Source organism: Arthrobacter sp. 10T425 (assembly GCF_056393985.1).
The window spans coordinates 344,452-359,088 of sequence record NZ_JBFTGZ010000001.1; the positions used below are offsets into that span (position 1 = coordinate 344,452).

General features: G+C 66.9%; 13 protein-coding genes. 8 read left to right on the top strand and 5 right to left on the bottom strand.

All coding sequences use genetic code 11. From position 1 onward, the window contains the following. Nucleotides 1–298: 298 nt before the first annotated feature. From AC1DDH_RS01630 to AC1DDH_RS01650, 5 genes are all read left to right on the top strand, one after another. A complete protein-coding gene (locus tag AC1DDH_RS01630) occupies nt 299–1,387 on the top strand; it encodes a PhoH family protein (RefSeq protein WP_028276708.1) in 1,089 nt (362 codons plus the stop codon). Further along, on the top strand, nt 1,384–1,857 hold the full coding sequence (gene ybeY, locus AC1DDH_RS01635; protein WP_028276709.1) for an rRNA maturation RNase YbeY: 474 nt from the start codon (nt 1,384–1,386) through the stop codon (nt 1,855–1,857). The genes AC1DDH_RS01630 and ybeY overlap by 4 nt, the downstream gene beginning before the upstream one ends. Next, nucleotides 1,854–3,185: a hemolysin family protein gene (locus AC1DDH_RS01640; protein ID WP_223917363.1), complete on the top strand. Its 1,332-nt coding sequence runs from the start codon at nt 1,854–1,856 to the stop codon at nt 3,183–3,185. Before ybeY ends, AC1DDH_RS01640 begins: the two co-directional genes overlap by 4 nt. After that, nucleotides 3,169–4,128: a GTPase Era gene (gene era / locus AC1DDH_RS01645; protein WP_476857050.1), complete on the top strand. Its 960-nt coding sequence runs from the start codon at nt 3,169–3,171 to the stop codon at nt 4,126–4,128. Before AC1DDH_RS01640 ends, era begins: the two co-directional genes overlap by 17 nt. Before the next feature lie 133 nt (nt 4,129–4,261). After that, the gene (locus AC1DDH_RS01650) at nt 4,262–5,827 is read left to right on the top strand and encodes an LCP family protein (protein WP_476857049.1); all 1,566 of its coding nucleotides are present in this window, start codon (nt 4,262–4,264) and stop codon (nt 5,825–5,827) included. Between the two features lie 126 nt (nt 5,828–5,953). Here the strand turns inward: AC1DDH_RS01650 and AC1DDH_RS01655 are convergent, their stop codons facing one another. From AC1DDH_RS01655 to AC1DDH_RS01670, 4 genes are all read right to left on the bottom strand, one after another. Beyond that, nucleotides 5,954–6,535: a dihydrofolate reductase family protein gene (locus AC1DDH_RS01655; RefSeq protein ID WP_476849341.1), complete on the bottom strand. Its 582-nt coding sequence runs from the start codon at nt 6,533–6,535 to the stop codon at nt 5,954–5,956. Between the two features lie 159 nt (nt 6,536–6,694). Then, nucleotides 6,695–7,462 carry a cation diffusion facilitator family transporter gene (locus tag AC1DDH_RS01660; RefSeq protein ID WP_230008759.1) on the bottom strand — a complete coding sequence of 256 codons (768 nt, stop codon included), beginning with the start codon at nt 7,460–7,462 and terminating at the stop codon, nt 6,695–6,697. Beyond that, nucleotides 7,462–7,788 (bottom strand): ArsR/SmtB family transcription factor, encoded by a 327-nt coding sequence (locus tag AC1DDH_RS01665; protein ID WP_028276714.1) that lies wholly within the window; start codon nt 7,786–7,788, stop codon nt 7,462–7,464. The genes AC1DDH_RS01660 and AC1DDH_RS01665 overlap by 1 nt, the downstream gene beginning before the upstream one ends. Nucleotides 7,789–7,877: 89 nt before the next feature. Continuing rightward, the gene (locus AC1DDH_RS01670; RefSeq protein WP_476954715.1) at nt 7,878–9,830 is read right to left on the bottom strand and encodes a M13 family metallopeptidase; all 1,953 of its coding nucleotides are present in this window, start codon (nt 9,828–9,830) and stop codon (nt 7,878–7,880) included. Nucleotides 9,831–10,082: 252 nt separating this feature from the next. Between AC1DDH_RS01670 and leuA the strand changes: the two genes are divergently transcribed. The 3 genes from leuA to AC1DDH_RS01685 all read left to right on the top strand — a co-directional run bounded on the left by leuA (nt 10,083) and on the right by AC1DDH_RS01685 (nt 13,659). Further along, nucleotides 10,083–11,822 carry a 2-isopropylmalate synthase gene (gene leuA / locus AC1DDH_RS01675; protein ID WP_028276716.1) on the top strand — a complete coding sequence of 580 codons (1,740 nt, stop codon included), beginning with the start codon at nt 10,083–10,085 and terminating at the stop codon, nt 11,820–11,822. A gap of 212 nt (nt 11,823–12,034) precedes the next feature. After that, a complete protein-coding gene (gene recO / locus AC1DDH_RS01680; RefSeq protein WP_476954716.1) occupies nt 12,035–12,787 on the top strand; it encodes a DNA repair protein RecO in 753 nt (250 codons plus the stop codon). A 20-nt stretch (nt 12,788–12,807) separates the two neighbouring features. After that, nucleotides 12,808–13,659: an isoprenyl transferase gene (locus AC1DDH_RS01685; RefSeq protein ID WP_476849340.1), complete on the top strand. Its 852-nt coding sequence runs from the start codon at nt 12,808–12,810 to the stop codon at nt 13,657–13,659. 6 nt (nt 13,660–13,665) lie between these two features. On the opposite strand, the gene AC1DDH_RS01690 is transcribed toward AC1DDH_RS01685, so the two are convergent. Then, a complete protein-coding gene (locus AC1DDH_RS01690) occupies nt 13,666–14,637 on the bottom strand; it encodes an alpha/beta hydrolase (RefSeq protein ID WP_476849260.1) in 972 nt (323 codons plus the stop codon).

Sequence of the window (14,637 nt, forward strand, 5' to 3'; positions counted from 1 at the left end):
GGAACCGAAGGCGGAACCGAAGCCGGAGCGGGAGCCGAAGCCGGAGCGGGAACCCGGCAAAGCGGAACAGCCGTGCCCGGCAACAGGCGCCCACTGGCTGGAGGGGTGGGTCGTCTTCGGAAACGCCTACCCGTAACAGCCGGTGCCGGATCCCCTCCGGCGTCGGCCGCGCCGCGCTGGCGTAAGATGGAAGCACCCGTAGACCCTGGCCGCGGGCGGTGCGAACCGCCGTCGGCACGGATCACGGCGACAGACCATATTCATACTGGAGGGGACCAGAGGCCCGCGGGCCAACACCATGACTGAAGCAGCGAACGGCAAGGCCCGGTTCAGCGCCCGAGAACGCACCGCAGGGGAATTTCCCCACTCCCTACCAGGGCTGCGGACGGAGGTGGTCTTGTTCGACGACTCAGAGCAGATGGTCCAGTCGCTGGGCAGCCATGACGAAGCCTTAAGGTTCATCGAAAACCAGTTCCCCGCCGTCGATTTCCACGTCCGGGGCAACGAGCTCGCGATCAGCGGTCCTGCCGCCGACGTGCCGCGCATCATGCGGCTGCTCAACGAGGTGCGCGGGCTGGTGGCCCGAGGCACCGTCATCACCCCGGCCGTGCTGCAGCAGCTCGTCTCCCTGCTGCGCAGCCAGTCGCTGCAGAACCCCGTGGAAGTGCTGACCACCAACATCCTCTCCACCCGCGGGAAGACCATCCGGCCCAAGACGCTGAACCAGAAGAACTATGTGGACGCGATCGACGCCAACACCGTGATCTTCGGGATCGGTCCGGCCGGTACCGGCAAGACCTACCTGGCCATGGCCAAGGCCGTCCAGGCCCTGCAGCAGAAGGAAGTCAGCCGCATCATCCTGACCCGTCCTGCTGTCGAGGCGGGGGAGCGGCTCGGCTTCCTGCCGGGCACCCTGAGCGACAAGATCGACCCCTATCTGCGGCCCCTGTACGACGCCCTGCACGACATGATGGACCCCGAATCCATTCCCCGCCTCATGGCCGCCGGCACCATCGAGGTCGCCCCGCTGGCCTACATGCGGGGCCGTACGCTTAACGATGCCTTCATCATCCTCGATGAGGCGCAGAACACCACGCCGGAACAGATGAAGATGTTCCTGACCCGTCTGGGCTTCGGCTCCAAGATGGTGGTCACCGGCGACATCACCCAGGTGGACCTGCCCTTCGGCACCCGCTCGGGGCTCAGGATCGTCGAGGAGATCCTGCAGGGGATCGAGGACGTCAACTTCTCGATCCTGGATGCCTCCGACGTCGTCCGGCACCGCCTGGTGGGGGATATCGTCAACGCCTACAGCATCTGGGACGAAGTCCAAAGGAACCGGGTCAAGCACTCCGTTGCCCGGGAAACGCGGGGAGAACACGCATGAGCATTGAGGTCAACAACGAATCCGGCGTCGTCGTGGACGAGGCCGGGCTCGTGGCGCTGTCGCGTTTCATCTTCGAAAGCCTTTACATCCACCCGCAGGCGGAGCTGTCCATCCTGCTCGTGGACGAACCGGCCATGGAAAAGCTGCACCTCGAACTGATGGACGAGCCAGGCTCCACCGACGTCCTCTCCGTCCCCATGGACGAGCTGACCCCGGGCACGCCGGACAAGCCGACGCCGCAGGGCATGCTCGGCGACATCGCCATCTGCCCCCAGGTGGCCGAGGTCCAGGCCCGCAACGCCGGCCACTCCACCCAGGACGAGATGCTGCTGCTGACCACGCACGGCATCCTGCACCTGCTGGGTTATGACCACGCCGAGCCGGAAGAGAAGGAAGAGATGTTCGGGCTGCAGCGCGAACTCCTGACCGCCTTCACCGGCAAAGCGGCCCCGTCCGAGACGGTTCAGTGACCCCACTGATCCTTGCCGGCATGGCGCTGGTGTTCCTTAGCTTTGCCGCAGTGCTGACCGCTGCCGAGTCCGCGTTCAACTTCCTGCCCCGGCACGACGCCGAGCAGGCGGTCCTGAACAGCAGAGGCACCTCACTCAAACGCATCCTGGCCCAGCCCGTGGGGCACATGCGCGCCCTGCGGTTCTGGCGGGTCTGGTTCGAGATGGCCGCCGCCGTCGCCGTGACCGTGCTCCTTTACAGCATGCTGGACAACGTCTGGCTGGCCGGGCTGGCGGCCACCGGCATCATGGCGCTGCTCGGCTTCGTGATCGTGGGGGTGTCCCCGCGGCAGCTCGGCCGGGTCCACTCCGCCGCCCTGGTCCGGTTCAGCGCCCCGCTCGTCCGGTCCCTCTACGCCGTGCTCGGCCCGATTCCGGGCTGGCTGGTGCGGCTCGGCAGCGTCGTAGCTCCCGGCGCGCCGGCCGACAGCGAGGCGTTCTTCAGCGAGGAAGAATTCCGCGAACTCGTGGACCGGGCCACCGAGTCCGACGTGATCGAGGACAACGAGGCCGAGCTGATCCAGTCGGTCTTCGACTTCGGGGACACCCTGGTCCGCTCCGTTATGGTGCCCAGGACCGACATCCTCACGATCGACTCCGGATCCAGCCTGCACCGGGCGATGTCGCTGTTCCTGCGCTCCGGGTACTCGCGGATTCCGGTCATCGGCGAAAACACGGACCAGATCCTGGGCATTGTGTACCTGAAGGACGTTGCCGCCTCGCTCCACAACCTCGGCCCGCACGAGGAACCGCCGGTGGTGGACGAGGTGGCCCGTGAGGTGCGCTACGTGCCGGACTCGAAGCTCGTCAGCGACCTGCTCCGCGAACTCCAGAAGGAATCCACGCACGTTGCGATCGTCATCGACGAATACGGCGGAACGGCGGGGCTGGTCACGCTCGAGGACCTCATCGAGGAGATCGTCGGCGAAATCGTGGACGAATACGACACCGAAAGCGCCGAGGCCGTGGCACTGGGGGACGGAAGCTACCGGGTCAGCGCCCGCATGAGCATCGATGACCTCGGCGAACTCTTCGACCTCGAGCTCGACGACGACGAAGTAGACACCGTGGGCGGCCTGCTGGCCAAGGCCCTCGGGCGGGTGCCGATTGTCGGCAGCACCGTCCAGGTCCACGGACTGTCCCTCCGCGCCGACAGGCTGGAGGGCCGGCGGAACCGCGTCAGCCACATCATTGCGGCCGCCGTAGCAAAAGAACAAACTGACCTTGAAGACCTTCTCGACGAGGCCGCACCAATCCAACAGGGAGTCTCACGTGAGCAAGCAGAATAAGTCCGACGGCGACGCAGCCTACGGCGGCTACCGCGCCGGTTTCTCGGTGCTGGTCGGACGGCCCAATGCGGGCAAGTCCACCCTCACCAACGCCCTGGTCGGCCAAAAAGTCGCGATCACCTCGGCCAAGCCACAGACCACGCGCCACACAATCCGGGGCATCGTGCACCGGGACGACGCCCAGTTGATCCTCGTTGACACCCCGGGCCTCCACCGCCCGCGCACGCTGCTGGGGAAGCGGCTGAACGAACTGGTCGCCGATACCCTCGCCGAGGTCGACGCGATCGGCTTCTGCCTGCCGGCCAACGAGAAAATCGGCCCGGGGGACAAGTTCATTGCCGCCCAGCTCGCCGCCATCCCCAACAAGCCCATCATCGCGATCGTGACCAAGGCCGACACCGTCGACCGGCAGGCCCTCACCGAGCAGTTGCTCGCCGTCGCCGCCCTGGGCCGCGAGGTCCTTGGCGAGGACGGCTGGAAGGACATCGTCCCGGTCTCCGCCACGGACGGCTTCCAGGTCGACACCCTTGCCGACGTCCTGATCGGTCACATGCCGGCGTCGCCGCCGCTGTATCCGGACGGTCACCTGACGGACGAGCCGGAAGCGGTGATGATCGCCGAACTCATCCGGGAAGCAGCCCTCGAAGGCGTCCGCGACGAATTGCCGCACTCCCTGGCCGTCGTCGTCGATGAAATCGTTCCGCGGGAAGGCCGGCCCGAGGACCGCCCGTTCCTGGACGTCCGCGTCAACCTGTACGTCGAGCGGCCCTCCCAGAAGGCCATCATCATCGGCAAGGGCGGCGCCCGGCTCCGCGATGTCGGCACCAACGCGCGCAAGGCGATCGAGGCGCTGCTCGGTGCCCGGATCTACCTTGACCTGCACGTCAAGGTCGCCAAGGACTGGCAGCGCGACCCGAAGCAGCTCGTCAAACTGGGCTTCTGAGACGCGCTGTTCTTAGGCCGCTATTTTGACCGTTGGCCCTTTCCCGCCGCTCCCAAGAGAGGGCCATCGGCGTTTTCTCAGATTCGGACTCTAAAATGGGCTGACTCCCCGTTCGTTTAGGAAGGCTCAACAAGTGGTTCGACCCCGTGACAACCGTGCCGACGGATCCGCCCCGCCGGCCCGGTCAACAGCCGCTGCCCGGCACACGGCCGATCCCGCCGTTGGCCCGGCCCGCCACCTCGGCTCCGCCCGCCGGACCCCCACCTGGCTGAAAATCTTCACGGGCGTGGTGGCCGTGCTCTTGGTCGGCGTGATCGCTTTTGGCGCCTACTGGACCATCCGGCTCCAGGGCAACCTCACCAAGGCCCCACTGAGCGCCGGCAGCATCAAGACCGAGGGTGCCGTGAACGATTCGACGGACCGGATGCAGATCCTGATCCTCGGCTCGGACACGCGCGACGGGAAGAACTCGCAGTACGGCACCAGCGATGACGCGACCGGATATGGGCACTCGGACGTGATGATGCTGATGGACATCTCCGCGGACAACAAGCGGGTCAACGTCGTCAGCTTCCCCCGCGACCTGCTGGTCGACATCCCCAAGTGCAAGGATCCGAAAACCAACAAGGAGTACCCGGCCCAGACCGGCGTCATGATTAACTCGGCGATGTCCGAGGCCGGCATCGGCTGCGCCGTGGACACCGTCAACAAGCTCACTGGCCTGGAGATCGACCACTTCATGATGGCCGACTTCAACGCCGTCAAGGAACTCTCCAACGCCGTGGGCGGCGTGTCAGTGTGTGTCAGCGACGCCGTGTATGACCCCGACTCTAAGCTGCGCCTGCCCAAGGGCACCTCCACTGTCCAGGGCGAGCAGGCATTGTCGTTCGTGCGCACCCGGCACGCCTTCGGCGACGGCGGCGACCTCGGCCGGATCAAGGCCCAGCAGGGCTTCCTGTCCGCGCTGACCCGGAAAATCAAGGACGACGGCACCCTTACCAACCCGGCCCGGATGCTCGGCATCGCGGACGCGATCACCAAGAACCTGACCATCGACGACGGCCTGGCCTCGGTGCCGACGCTGCTGACCGTGGGCAACCGGCTCAAGAACATCGACGTCGGCAAGGTAGCTTTCGTGGCCACGCCGACAGTCCCGGCCGAAACGGACATCAACCGGCTGCAGCTGGCCGAGCCCGCGGCATCCCAGCTGTTCGCCGCCATGCGCAACGACGTGGACCTGACGGATCCGACCGCGAAGCCGAGCGCTTCCCCGAGCGCCAGCGCCACGCCGACGCCCAGCCCCACTGCCCCGGCCTATGACAAGACCCTGCAGCCCGTCACTGTGGCCAACGGCTCTGGTGTTCCGGCCCGGACCCAGGAGATCATGCAGGCCATCAAGGGCGCCGGCTTCACCCAGGTGGGCCAGTTGACTGCTCCGCCCGTCGCCGCGACGGCGGTCTACTACGGTGCGGATTACGCTGACGTGGCCGGGGACGTCGCGGCCCTGGTCGGTGTGGCGCCGGACCGGGTGCTCCCGGCCGCCGGAGTTGCCGGTGTCCAGGTCTACCTGGGCAGTGACTTCGCGAACGGGACGCCGACCGCCGCCGCCGCTGCCCCGCAGCTGCCCAAGGACATCGTCAACCAGACAGCCGGCGACACCGTTTGCCAGCAGGCCAACCCGGCACTGATCACCCGCTGACCCGGCAGCCAGGAAGGCCCCCGTTCAGATTTTCCTGAACGGGGGCCTTCTTTTGTCATGGATGTTGGACGGCGGCCTTTGGAGGCTCTTCCACGTCCTGCTGGGTCGTGGCACACGGCGAGGACCTCAACGGCGCACCCGATAGCGCAGGTGAAGCACCCGGTTGCCCTGAATCACCACGTCGGGATCCTCCAGCAGGTGCTGTGCGTGGACCGACCCGAAGTAGCGCTTGCCGGACCCGAACACGACGGGTACGACGTCCATGCGCACCTCGTCGACCAGGCCCGCGGCAAGCATCTGGCCACCGACATCACCAGCGGCGACCTCGACGATGCGGTCACCCGCAAGCTCTTGCGCCTTGGCCATGGCTGCCTCGACGCCGTCGACGAAGTGAAACGGCGCCTCGGGGTCCCAGCCCTCGGGCTGCGGCCGGTGCGTCACGACGACCACGTGATCGATCCCGCTCGGGGGTTTCCCGTCCCAGCCGTCCGTCAGGTCGAAGACGTGGCGGCCGACGAGGGTCGCCCCGATCTGGTCCCAGTACGGCCGGGTGTAGTCGTAGGAGGCCTGGGACACCTTCACCTCGCCGCTCTCGTCCAACGGGACGTCACCGTTGGACAACCAGTCGAACAGCGGTCCGGGCTGGTCATTCTCGTCCGCGATGAAGCCGTCCACCGACACCGAGCTGTACATGACCACCTTGCCCACGGGGCACTCCTCTGCTTTGGGGTGCCCCCACATTAGCGTGCCGCGAGCTGTCGCTCCAGTAAGAAATCAAGCGGCCGGCAGCGGCGACGAGCTCCTTGAACCGCTGTGCCAGATGAGTGCTGCTGACACCGCGGCTTCCGCAACCGGAAGCACTACCGACTACGCATGCTGCTCATCGGCGGCGGACTGTCCCACCCCCACCTCAGGTAGGAAGAGCGCCTTTGGAGGTGCTGAATCGGCACCGCATCCGTCACAGCAGGCCGGCTCCGTGGCCGTCGGAAGGGTGTCTGCCGCCGTGTGGGGGACCGTGCAGCAGATGTCGCCGCGCCAGGCGTTGATGCCCTCCCGGAGGGCGATCGCGGCGATGACCAGCGCAGCGCCGGCGTCGGCCCACCACCAGCCAAGGGTGCTGTTCAGCACCAAACCCGCGAGCAGGACTGCCGACAAATACGTGCAGAGCAGGGTCTGCTTGGAGTCAGCCACCGCCGTGCGTGATCCGAGCTCCCGGCCGGCCCGGCGCTGGAGCCAGGACAGGACCGGCATGATCACCAGGCTCAGTGCGGCAATCACGATGCCCGGGGTCGAGTGCTGTGCCTCGCCGGCGCCGAGAAGTGACCTGATTGCCTCGGCGGAGACAAAGGCCGCCAGCGCGAAGAATGAGACAGCGATAATCCGCAAGGTGAGGTGTTCACGCCGTTCAGGGTCCTTGGTGGAAAACTGCCACGACAGCGCCAGCGCCGACGCGACCTCAATGATGGAATCCAGGCCAAAGCCGAGGAGCGCCGACGAGTCCGCCGTACCCCCGGCCCACAAAGCCACAACGGCCTCGATGAGGTTATAGCTGATGGTGGCCGCCGCGAACAAGCGGATCCGGCGGCTGAGGACGGCGCGGCGGGCCGGGCCCGGCGACAGTTGGAGGGAAGCCATCACAGCGTGCACGTCCCGTCGGGTGCGCAGCAGGCCGGGTCCACCGCCAGCACGACGCCCAGAAGATCTTTCAGGGCATGGCCGAGGCGCTGATCGGCGAGCTCATAGCGGGTCCTTCGCCCCTCCGGAACGGCAACGACCAGCCCGCATCCCCGCAGGCACGTCAGGTGGTTCGACATGCTCTGCCGGGATACCCCGAGGGAATCCGCCAGCTCCGAGGGATAGGACGGCGCAGCCGTGAGGGCAAGCAGGATTTCTGCCCGTGTCGGGTCTGACACGGCATAACCGAACCGTGCCAGCACCGGGGCATGCGTAAGAGTCTCCATCAACCGAAAGTACAGCTGTCGATGTATTCACGCAAGCGTGTAAGCAAAGCCCTCCCGGCTGGGTCGGTGCCAGTGACCGGGCCCCCGGGTCACCAGATGCTGACGCGCTCCTGCGGTGCCATCCACATGCCGTCCTGGTCCGTGACGCCGAATGCCGCATGGAAGGCGTCGAGGTTCTTGGCGATGGCGTTCGTGCGGAACTCATTTGGGGAGTGCGGATCCGTCGCCAGCCGGCGGATGGCCTCTTCAGTCCGGATGACCTGCCGCCACCCCGCGGCCCAGGACGCGAAGAAACGCTGCACCCCGGTCAGGCCATCGAGCACCGGCGGTTCCTGCCCGTCGAGGCTGATCAGGTAGGCCTTGTAGCCGATGGTGAGCCCGCCCAGGTCGCCGATGTTCTCGCCCAAGGTCAGCTTGCCGTTGACCGTGTGGCCGGGGGCTGCCGTGGGGGAAAGGGCATCGAACTGCGCCACGAGCCGGGCGGCCAGAGCCTCGAACGCGGTGCGGTCATCCTCCGTCCACCAGTTGCGCAGCAGGCCGCTGCCGTCGTACTGCGAGCCCTGGTCATCGAAGCCGTGGCCGATTTCATGGCCGATCACGGCACCGATGCCGCCGTAGTTGACGGCGTCATCGGCGTCGGCAGTGAAGAACGGGGGCTGCAGCATGGCCGCAGGGAACACGATCTCGTTCAGGAGCGGATGGTAGTAGGCGTTGACCGTCTGGGGCGTCATCAGCCACTTCTCGCGGTCCACGGGCTTGCCGACCTCGTCGAGGTGGCGGTCGACGTCGGCGCTGTGCGCGCGCTCCACATTCCCCAGCAGATCGGCGGGGTCGATCTCCACCGCGGAGTAGTCGATCCACTTGTCCGGGAAGCCGATCTTGGCGCGGAAGGAGTCCAGCTTCTTCAGGGCCTCGAGCTTGGTTGCCTCGCCCATCCAGGTCAGCCCGGTGATGGACTCGCGGTACGCCTCGATCAGGTTGGCCACGAGGGTCTGCATGCGCGCCTTGTGCCCCTCCGGGAACTGTCCGGCCACGTAGATCTGCCCGACCGCCTCACCCAGGGCCGCCTCGACCACCGCGACGCCGCGCTTCCAGCGGTCCTTGATCCGCGGCGTACCGCTCAGGGTGGTGCCATAGAACGCGAAGTTCGCGTCCACGAACCCGGAAGACAGGTACGGGGCGGCCGCGCTGACCACGCGCATGGCGAGCCATTCCTGCCAGGTCGCCAGCGGTTCGGAATCCAGCAGCGAGGCCGCGCCGGAGAAGAAGTCGGGGGTGCTCACCACCAGCTCGGCGCGCTTCTCCGGCTCGATGCCGGCCGCGTCGAACCAGTCCGCCAGCAGGGGGAACAGCTCCGCGGCTTCTTTGGCGGACTTCAAGTTGTACGTCTTTTGCGGATTCCGCAATGTCACGTTGTCCCAGTGGTGCGAAGCCAGCGCAGTTTCCAGCGCCACCACGCGTCCGGCAGCCCCCTCAGGGTCGGCAACCTCCGCGAGGCCCAGCATGGCCCCCACGTGTGCACGGTAGGCCTGGACCATCGGGGCGAACTTCGCTTCCCGGTAATAAGACTCATCCGGCAGGCCGAGGCCGCCCTGGCCCGTGTAGAGCAGGACCCGGTCCGGGTTTCCGGCATCCGGGGCGGGGTAAATATAAAAGAGCCCGGACACATCGGCGCGGAACAGCCGTCCGGCCAGCGCCACGAGTTCGGGCACCGACGTCGTCGCGAATACCTGCGCCAGCCGCGCCCGGAGCGGGTCCAGGCCCTTGGCCTCGACCGCCGCTTCGTCCATGAAGCTGTTGTACAGGTCCCCGATCTTGCGCTCGATGCCGGTAGCCTTCGCACCGCGTGCGGCGGCCTGCTCGATGATCTCCTTCACCGCGAGCTCCGACGCGTCGCGCAAGGCGGTGAAGGTGCCCTCCAGCGGCCGGTCGTCCGGGATGACCGTAGTGTTGAGCCAGCCGCCATTCACATGCTGGTACAGGTCATCCTGCGGGCGGACGCTGGCGTCGATGGTGGACAGATCGATCCCCGAAAGTGGCACGGATGCTCCTTTGAGAGGCAGTCCGGCGCGGAGCGTTTGCCGGCGCACGGTCTGCATGGTGGACGTTACGGTGGTCTGGCTCCTTCATCTTACGCACCCGTGTTACTGTGAAAAGGTGCGCGCAGAACTGCTCCTTCTTAGCTGCCGCGGCGAGGCCTCAGACGCGATCTAGCGCAAGGCCCACCCTCGCTGCGGAGTTTGTGTTGCCCGGCCACCCTTTCACCAAGAATCACAGAAAAGGCCCCGATTGTAATGCGAAACGCACAGAAGCCCTCAGGAATGCCGGTCCACCGTTACATCCCGTTCCAGGACCAGATCACCGTTGAACTGCCGGACCGCACCTGGCCGGACAAAGTCATCACCAAGGCCCCGCGCTGGTGCGCCGTGGACCTACGCGACGGCAACCAGGCCCTCATCGATCCCATGAGCCCGGCCCGTAAGCTGAAGATGTTCGACCTGCTGGTCCGGATGGGCTACAAGGAGATCGAGGTCGGGTTCCCCTCGGCATCGCAGACGGACTTCGACTTCGTCCGGCAGCTGATCGAGGGCAACCACATCCCCGACGACGTCACGATCCAGGTGCTGACCCAGGCCCGCGAACACCTGATCGAGCGGACCTATGAGTCCCTGGTCGGGGCGAAGCAGGCAATCGTCCACCTCTACAACTCCACGTCCGTCCTGCAGCGCCGCGTGGTCTTCAACCAGGACGAGGACGGCATCCTCGACATCGCCCTGCAGGGTGCGCGGTTGTGCAAGAAGTACGAGGAAACCCTCGCCGATACGCACATCACCTACGAATACTCGCCCGAGTCCTTCACCGGCACCGAGCTGGAGTACGCCATCAGGGTCTGCAACGCGATCGCCGACGTCTTCGAGGCCTCGGCGGACCGTCAGGTCATCATCAACCTGCCTGCCACCGTGGAAATGGCCACCCCCAATGTCTACGCCGACTCCATCGAGTGGATGAGCCGGAATCTGCACCCGCGCGAAGGCATCATCCTGTCCCTGCACCCGCATAACGACCGCGGCACCGGCGTCGCCGCCGCCGAGCTGGGCTACCTGGCCGGGGCAGACCGGATCGAGGGCTGTCTCTTCGGCAACGGCGAGCGGACCGGCAACGTGGACCTGGTGACCCTGGGCCTGAACATGTTCGTCCAGGGCATCGACCCGATGATCGACTTCTCCGACATCGACGAAATCCGCCGCACGGTGGAGTACTGCAACCAGCTGCCGGTGGCCGAGCGGTCCCCGTACGGCGGAGACCTCGTCTTCACGGCGTTCTCCGGTTCGCACCAGGACGCGATCAAGAAGGGCCTGGAGGCCCTCGAAAAGGACGCGGCCGCGGCGGGCAAGGACGTGGCCGACTACACGTGGCAAGTCCCGTACCTGCCGGTGGACCCGAAGGACCTCGGCCGGAGCTACGAGGCGGTCATCCGGGTCAACTCGCAGTCCGGCAAGGGCGGCGTCGCCTACCTGCTCAAGAACGAGCACAGCCTGGACCTGCCGCGCCGCGCCCAGATCGAGTTCTCCGGCGTCATCCAAAAACGGACCGACACGGTCGGCGGAGAAGTGAGCGGACCCCAGCTGTGGCAGGTCTTCCAGGACGAATACCTGCCCTCGGGCTCTGCCGACACGCAGTGGGGCCGCTACGCCCTCGGTTCGATCAGCACGGAGACGGACGAAGACGGCGACATGACCCTGACCGCCGCCCTGAAGATCGACGGGACCCAGGTCCGCCGGACCGGGACCGGGAACGGCCCCATCGCGGCCCTGCTGAGCATCCTGCGCGAGGACGGCGTGGACGTCCGGGTCCTGGACTACAGCGAACACGCACTCTCCGAGGGCGGCAGCGCCCTGGCCGCCGCGTATGTCGAATGCGCCGTGGGGGAGCGCGTGCTCTGGGGCGTGGGGATCGATGCCAACACGAGCACATCAGCCCTCAAGGCCGTCATCTCGGCCGTGAACCGCGCCATCCGGGACGCCCGCGCCTGATCCGTCGCTGCTCGATTCGTCCCTGCCTGATCCGTCCGCGCCTGATCCGTCCCCGGACGGGCAGGCACTGGCGAACCAGCGCATGACTGCGCCGCCGGAACACTCCGGCGGCGCAGCATTTTTGCCTCAGTCTTTTACCTCAGTCTTTTACCGTTCTGCCTCGGCGGCGCTGCCCATGCCGTGATTCCGTAAAGACAGTGCGAAGATTAACTGTGGTCCAACAATCCTTTGCAGCGCGTGCCTACCGTGATGACGCCGTCGTGCTGCGCACCCATAAGCTGGGCGAGGCCGACCGGATCATCACCCTGTTGACCAAGCACCACGGCCAGGTGCGGGCGGTGGCCAAGGGGGTCCGGCGCACCAGCAGCCGGTTCGGCGCCAGGCTGGAACCGTTCATGGTGGCCGATCTCCAGCTGATTTCCGGGCGCACTTTGGACGTCGTCACGCAGGCCGTGGCCAAGGGCGCCTACGGCGGGAACATCGCCGCGGACTATGGCCGGTACACGGTGGCGGCCGCCATGACCGAGACGGCGGAGAAGCTCACCGACGTCGACGGCGAAGCCGGCACCGCCCAGTACAACCTGCTGGTGGGGGCCCTCGCGTCCCTGAGCCGGGGCGACCACGCCCCCGAACTCATCCTGGATTCCTACCTGCTCCGCGCCCTCGCGACCGGCGGCTGGGCGCCCAGCTTCACCGACTGCGCCCGGTGCGGTGCGCCCGGGCCGCACACCGCCTTTTCCGCGCCGCTCGGCGGCATGGTCTGCCACGGGTGCCGGCCGCCGGGATCGCCCGCGCCAGCCCCGGAGACAGTGCTCCTCATGGGGGCCCTGCTCACCGGAAACTGGACGACGGCGGATGCCTCCGCGTCCGTCCACCGCCGGGAAGCGGCAGGCCTGGTAGCCAGCTACCTCCGGTGGCACCTGGAACGAGTCCTGAAATCCCTCAAACATGTGGAGCGAACGTAAAAGTGGCATTGGGAAGAAGCCTGGGAAAGAACCTGGAGAAAAGCCAGACGAAACAGTCCAACGGTCCGCGGCGGACCACCCCGGTGGTGGCTCCCTACCCGCACCCGTCCGGCGCTGTTCCGCCCGCGATTCCCGCGGAGTTCATCCCGCGGCATGTGGCGATCGTCATGGACGGCAACGGGCGCTGGGCGAACCAGCGCGGCCTGCCCCGGATCGAGGGCCACAAAGCAGGGGAGCCTGCCCTGCTGGACGTCATGGCCGGCGCGATCGAGCTGGGGATCGAATACGTCAGTGTGTACGCCTTCTCCACCGAGAACTGGCGGCGGTCCCCTGAGGAGGTGCGCTTCCTGATGGGCTTCAACAAGGACGTCCTGCGCCGGCAGCGGAACCAACTCGATGAATGGGGGGTACGGATCCGCTGGTCCGGGCGGCGCCCGAAGCTGTGGGGCTCGGTGATCCGCGAACTCGAAGAGGCCGAGGACTACACCCGGGGCAACAGCACGTGCACCCTGAACATGTGCGTCAACTACGGCGGACGGGCCGAGATCGCCGACGCCGTCTCCGCGATCGCGGAGGAAGTGGCCCAGGGCCGGCTGAAGCCGGGGGCCATCACCGAGCGGACCATCCAGAAGTTCCTCGACGAGCCCGACCTGCCCGACGTGGACCTGTTCCTGCGCAGTTCCGGGGAACAGCGGCTCTCCAACTTCATGCTCTGGCAGTCGGCCTATGCCGAGTTCGTGTTCATGGACACCCTGTGGCCGGACGTGGACCGGCGGACGCTGTGGGACGCCGTCGAGATCTATGCACAGCGGGACCGCCGCTACGGTGGGGCCATCGACGCCGCTCCCGCCGCGGGCGGCCAGGTCAGCTGATCCGCGTCAGTCGTAGACGTACGCCCTGATCCACCGGGACAGCCGGGCATAGGCGTCCGCGCGGACCCGCGGGGCGGAGAGGAAGACGTCATGCAGGGCGCCGTCAATCCGCTCCAGCGTCACGGTGCGGCCCAGACTGAGCGCGCGGAGGGCGATTGTGTTCACGTCCAGGACCGCGTCCGTGCGGCGCATGGACTCCTTCCAGAACATCCCGTTGGCGCTGGCGCCCGAGATGAGCACCAGGATGGGCACATCGATGTTCAGGCCACGCGCCACCTTGGACTGCCCGGCGAGCACGGCGCTGAGCCAGCCGGCGCGGACCGGAAAGGCGTGCGGCGGACGGTAGGCATCGTCCAGGGCCCATTCGCCTTCCGCGGCGCTGCTGATGCTGCGCCAGTAGAAGGCCCGCTCGGGCAGCCGGATCACCGACTCCGGCCAGAACCGGGCGAACGGCTCCACCATGGTCCGCGCGGCGCGGCGCAGGGCGGGGCTGCCGTGGACTTCCAGCCATGGGCTGTCCAGGACCAGTTGTGACACCATTCCCGGATGCCGGTCGGCCCACAGCGCCGCGATCAGGCCGCCGGTGGAGTGTCCCATCAGCGTCACCTGCGGCGCCGCACCGTCCGGCCTGAGCGAACCGATGATCCCGAGCGCTGCAGTGATCTCGGCGTCGTAGTTGTCCAGGTCCGCGACGTAGCCGCCGTGGGTGCCCGGACGCAGGCTGCGGCCATGATTGTGCATGTCGAGGGCAAAAAACTCAAACCCCTGCCCCGCCCAGAATTCCGCGAGCTCCTCATTGAAGAAGTAGTCACTCCAGCCGTGCAGGAACAGCACCGCCCGGGCCGGCAGCGCCGATGGTGCCGGCGGGAGTGGGGTATGGCGGACCAGGGTGGCAGTGCGCAGCACACCGTCAGGGCTGACGGCCTCAAAGGTGCACGCCTGGAAATCATCCCCGAGAATGTCGGTCCGCCACTGCAT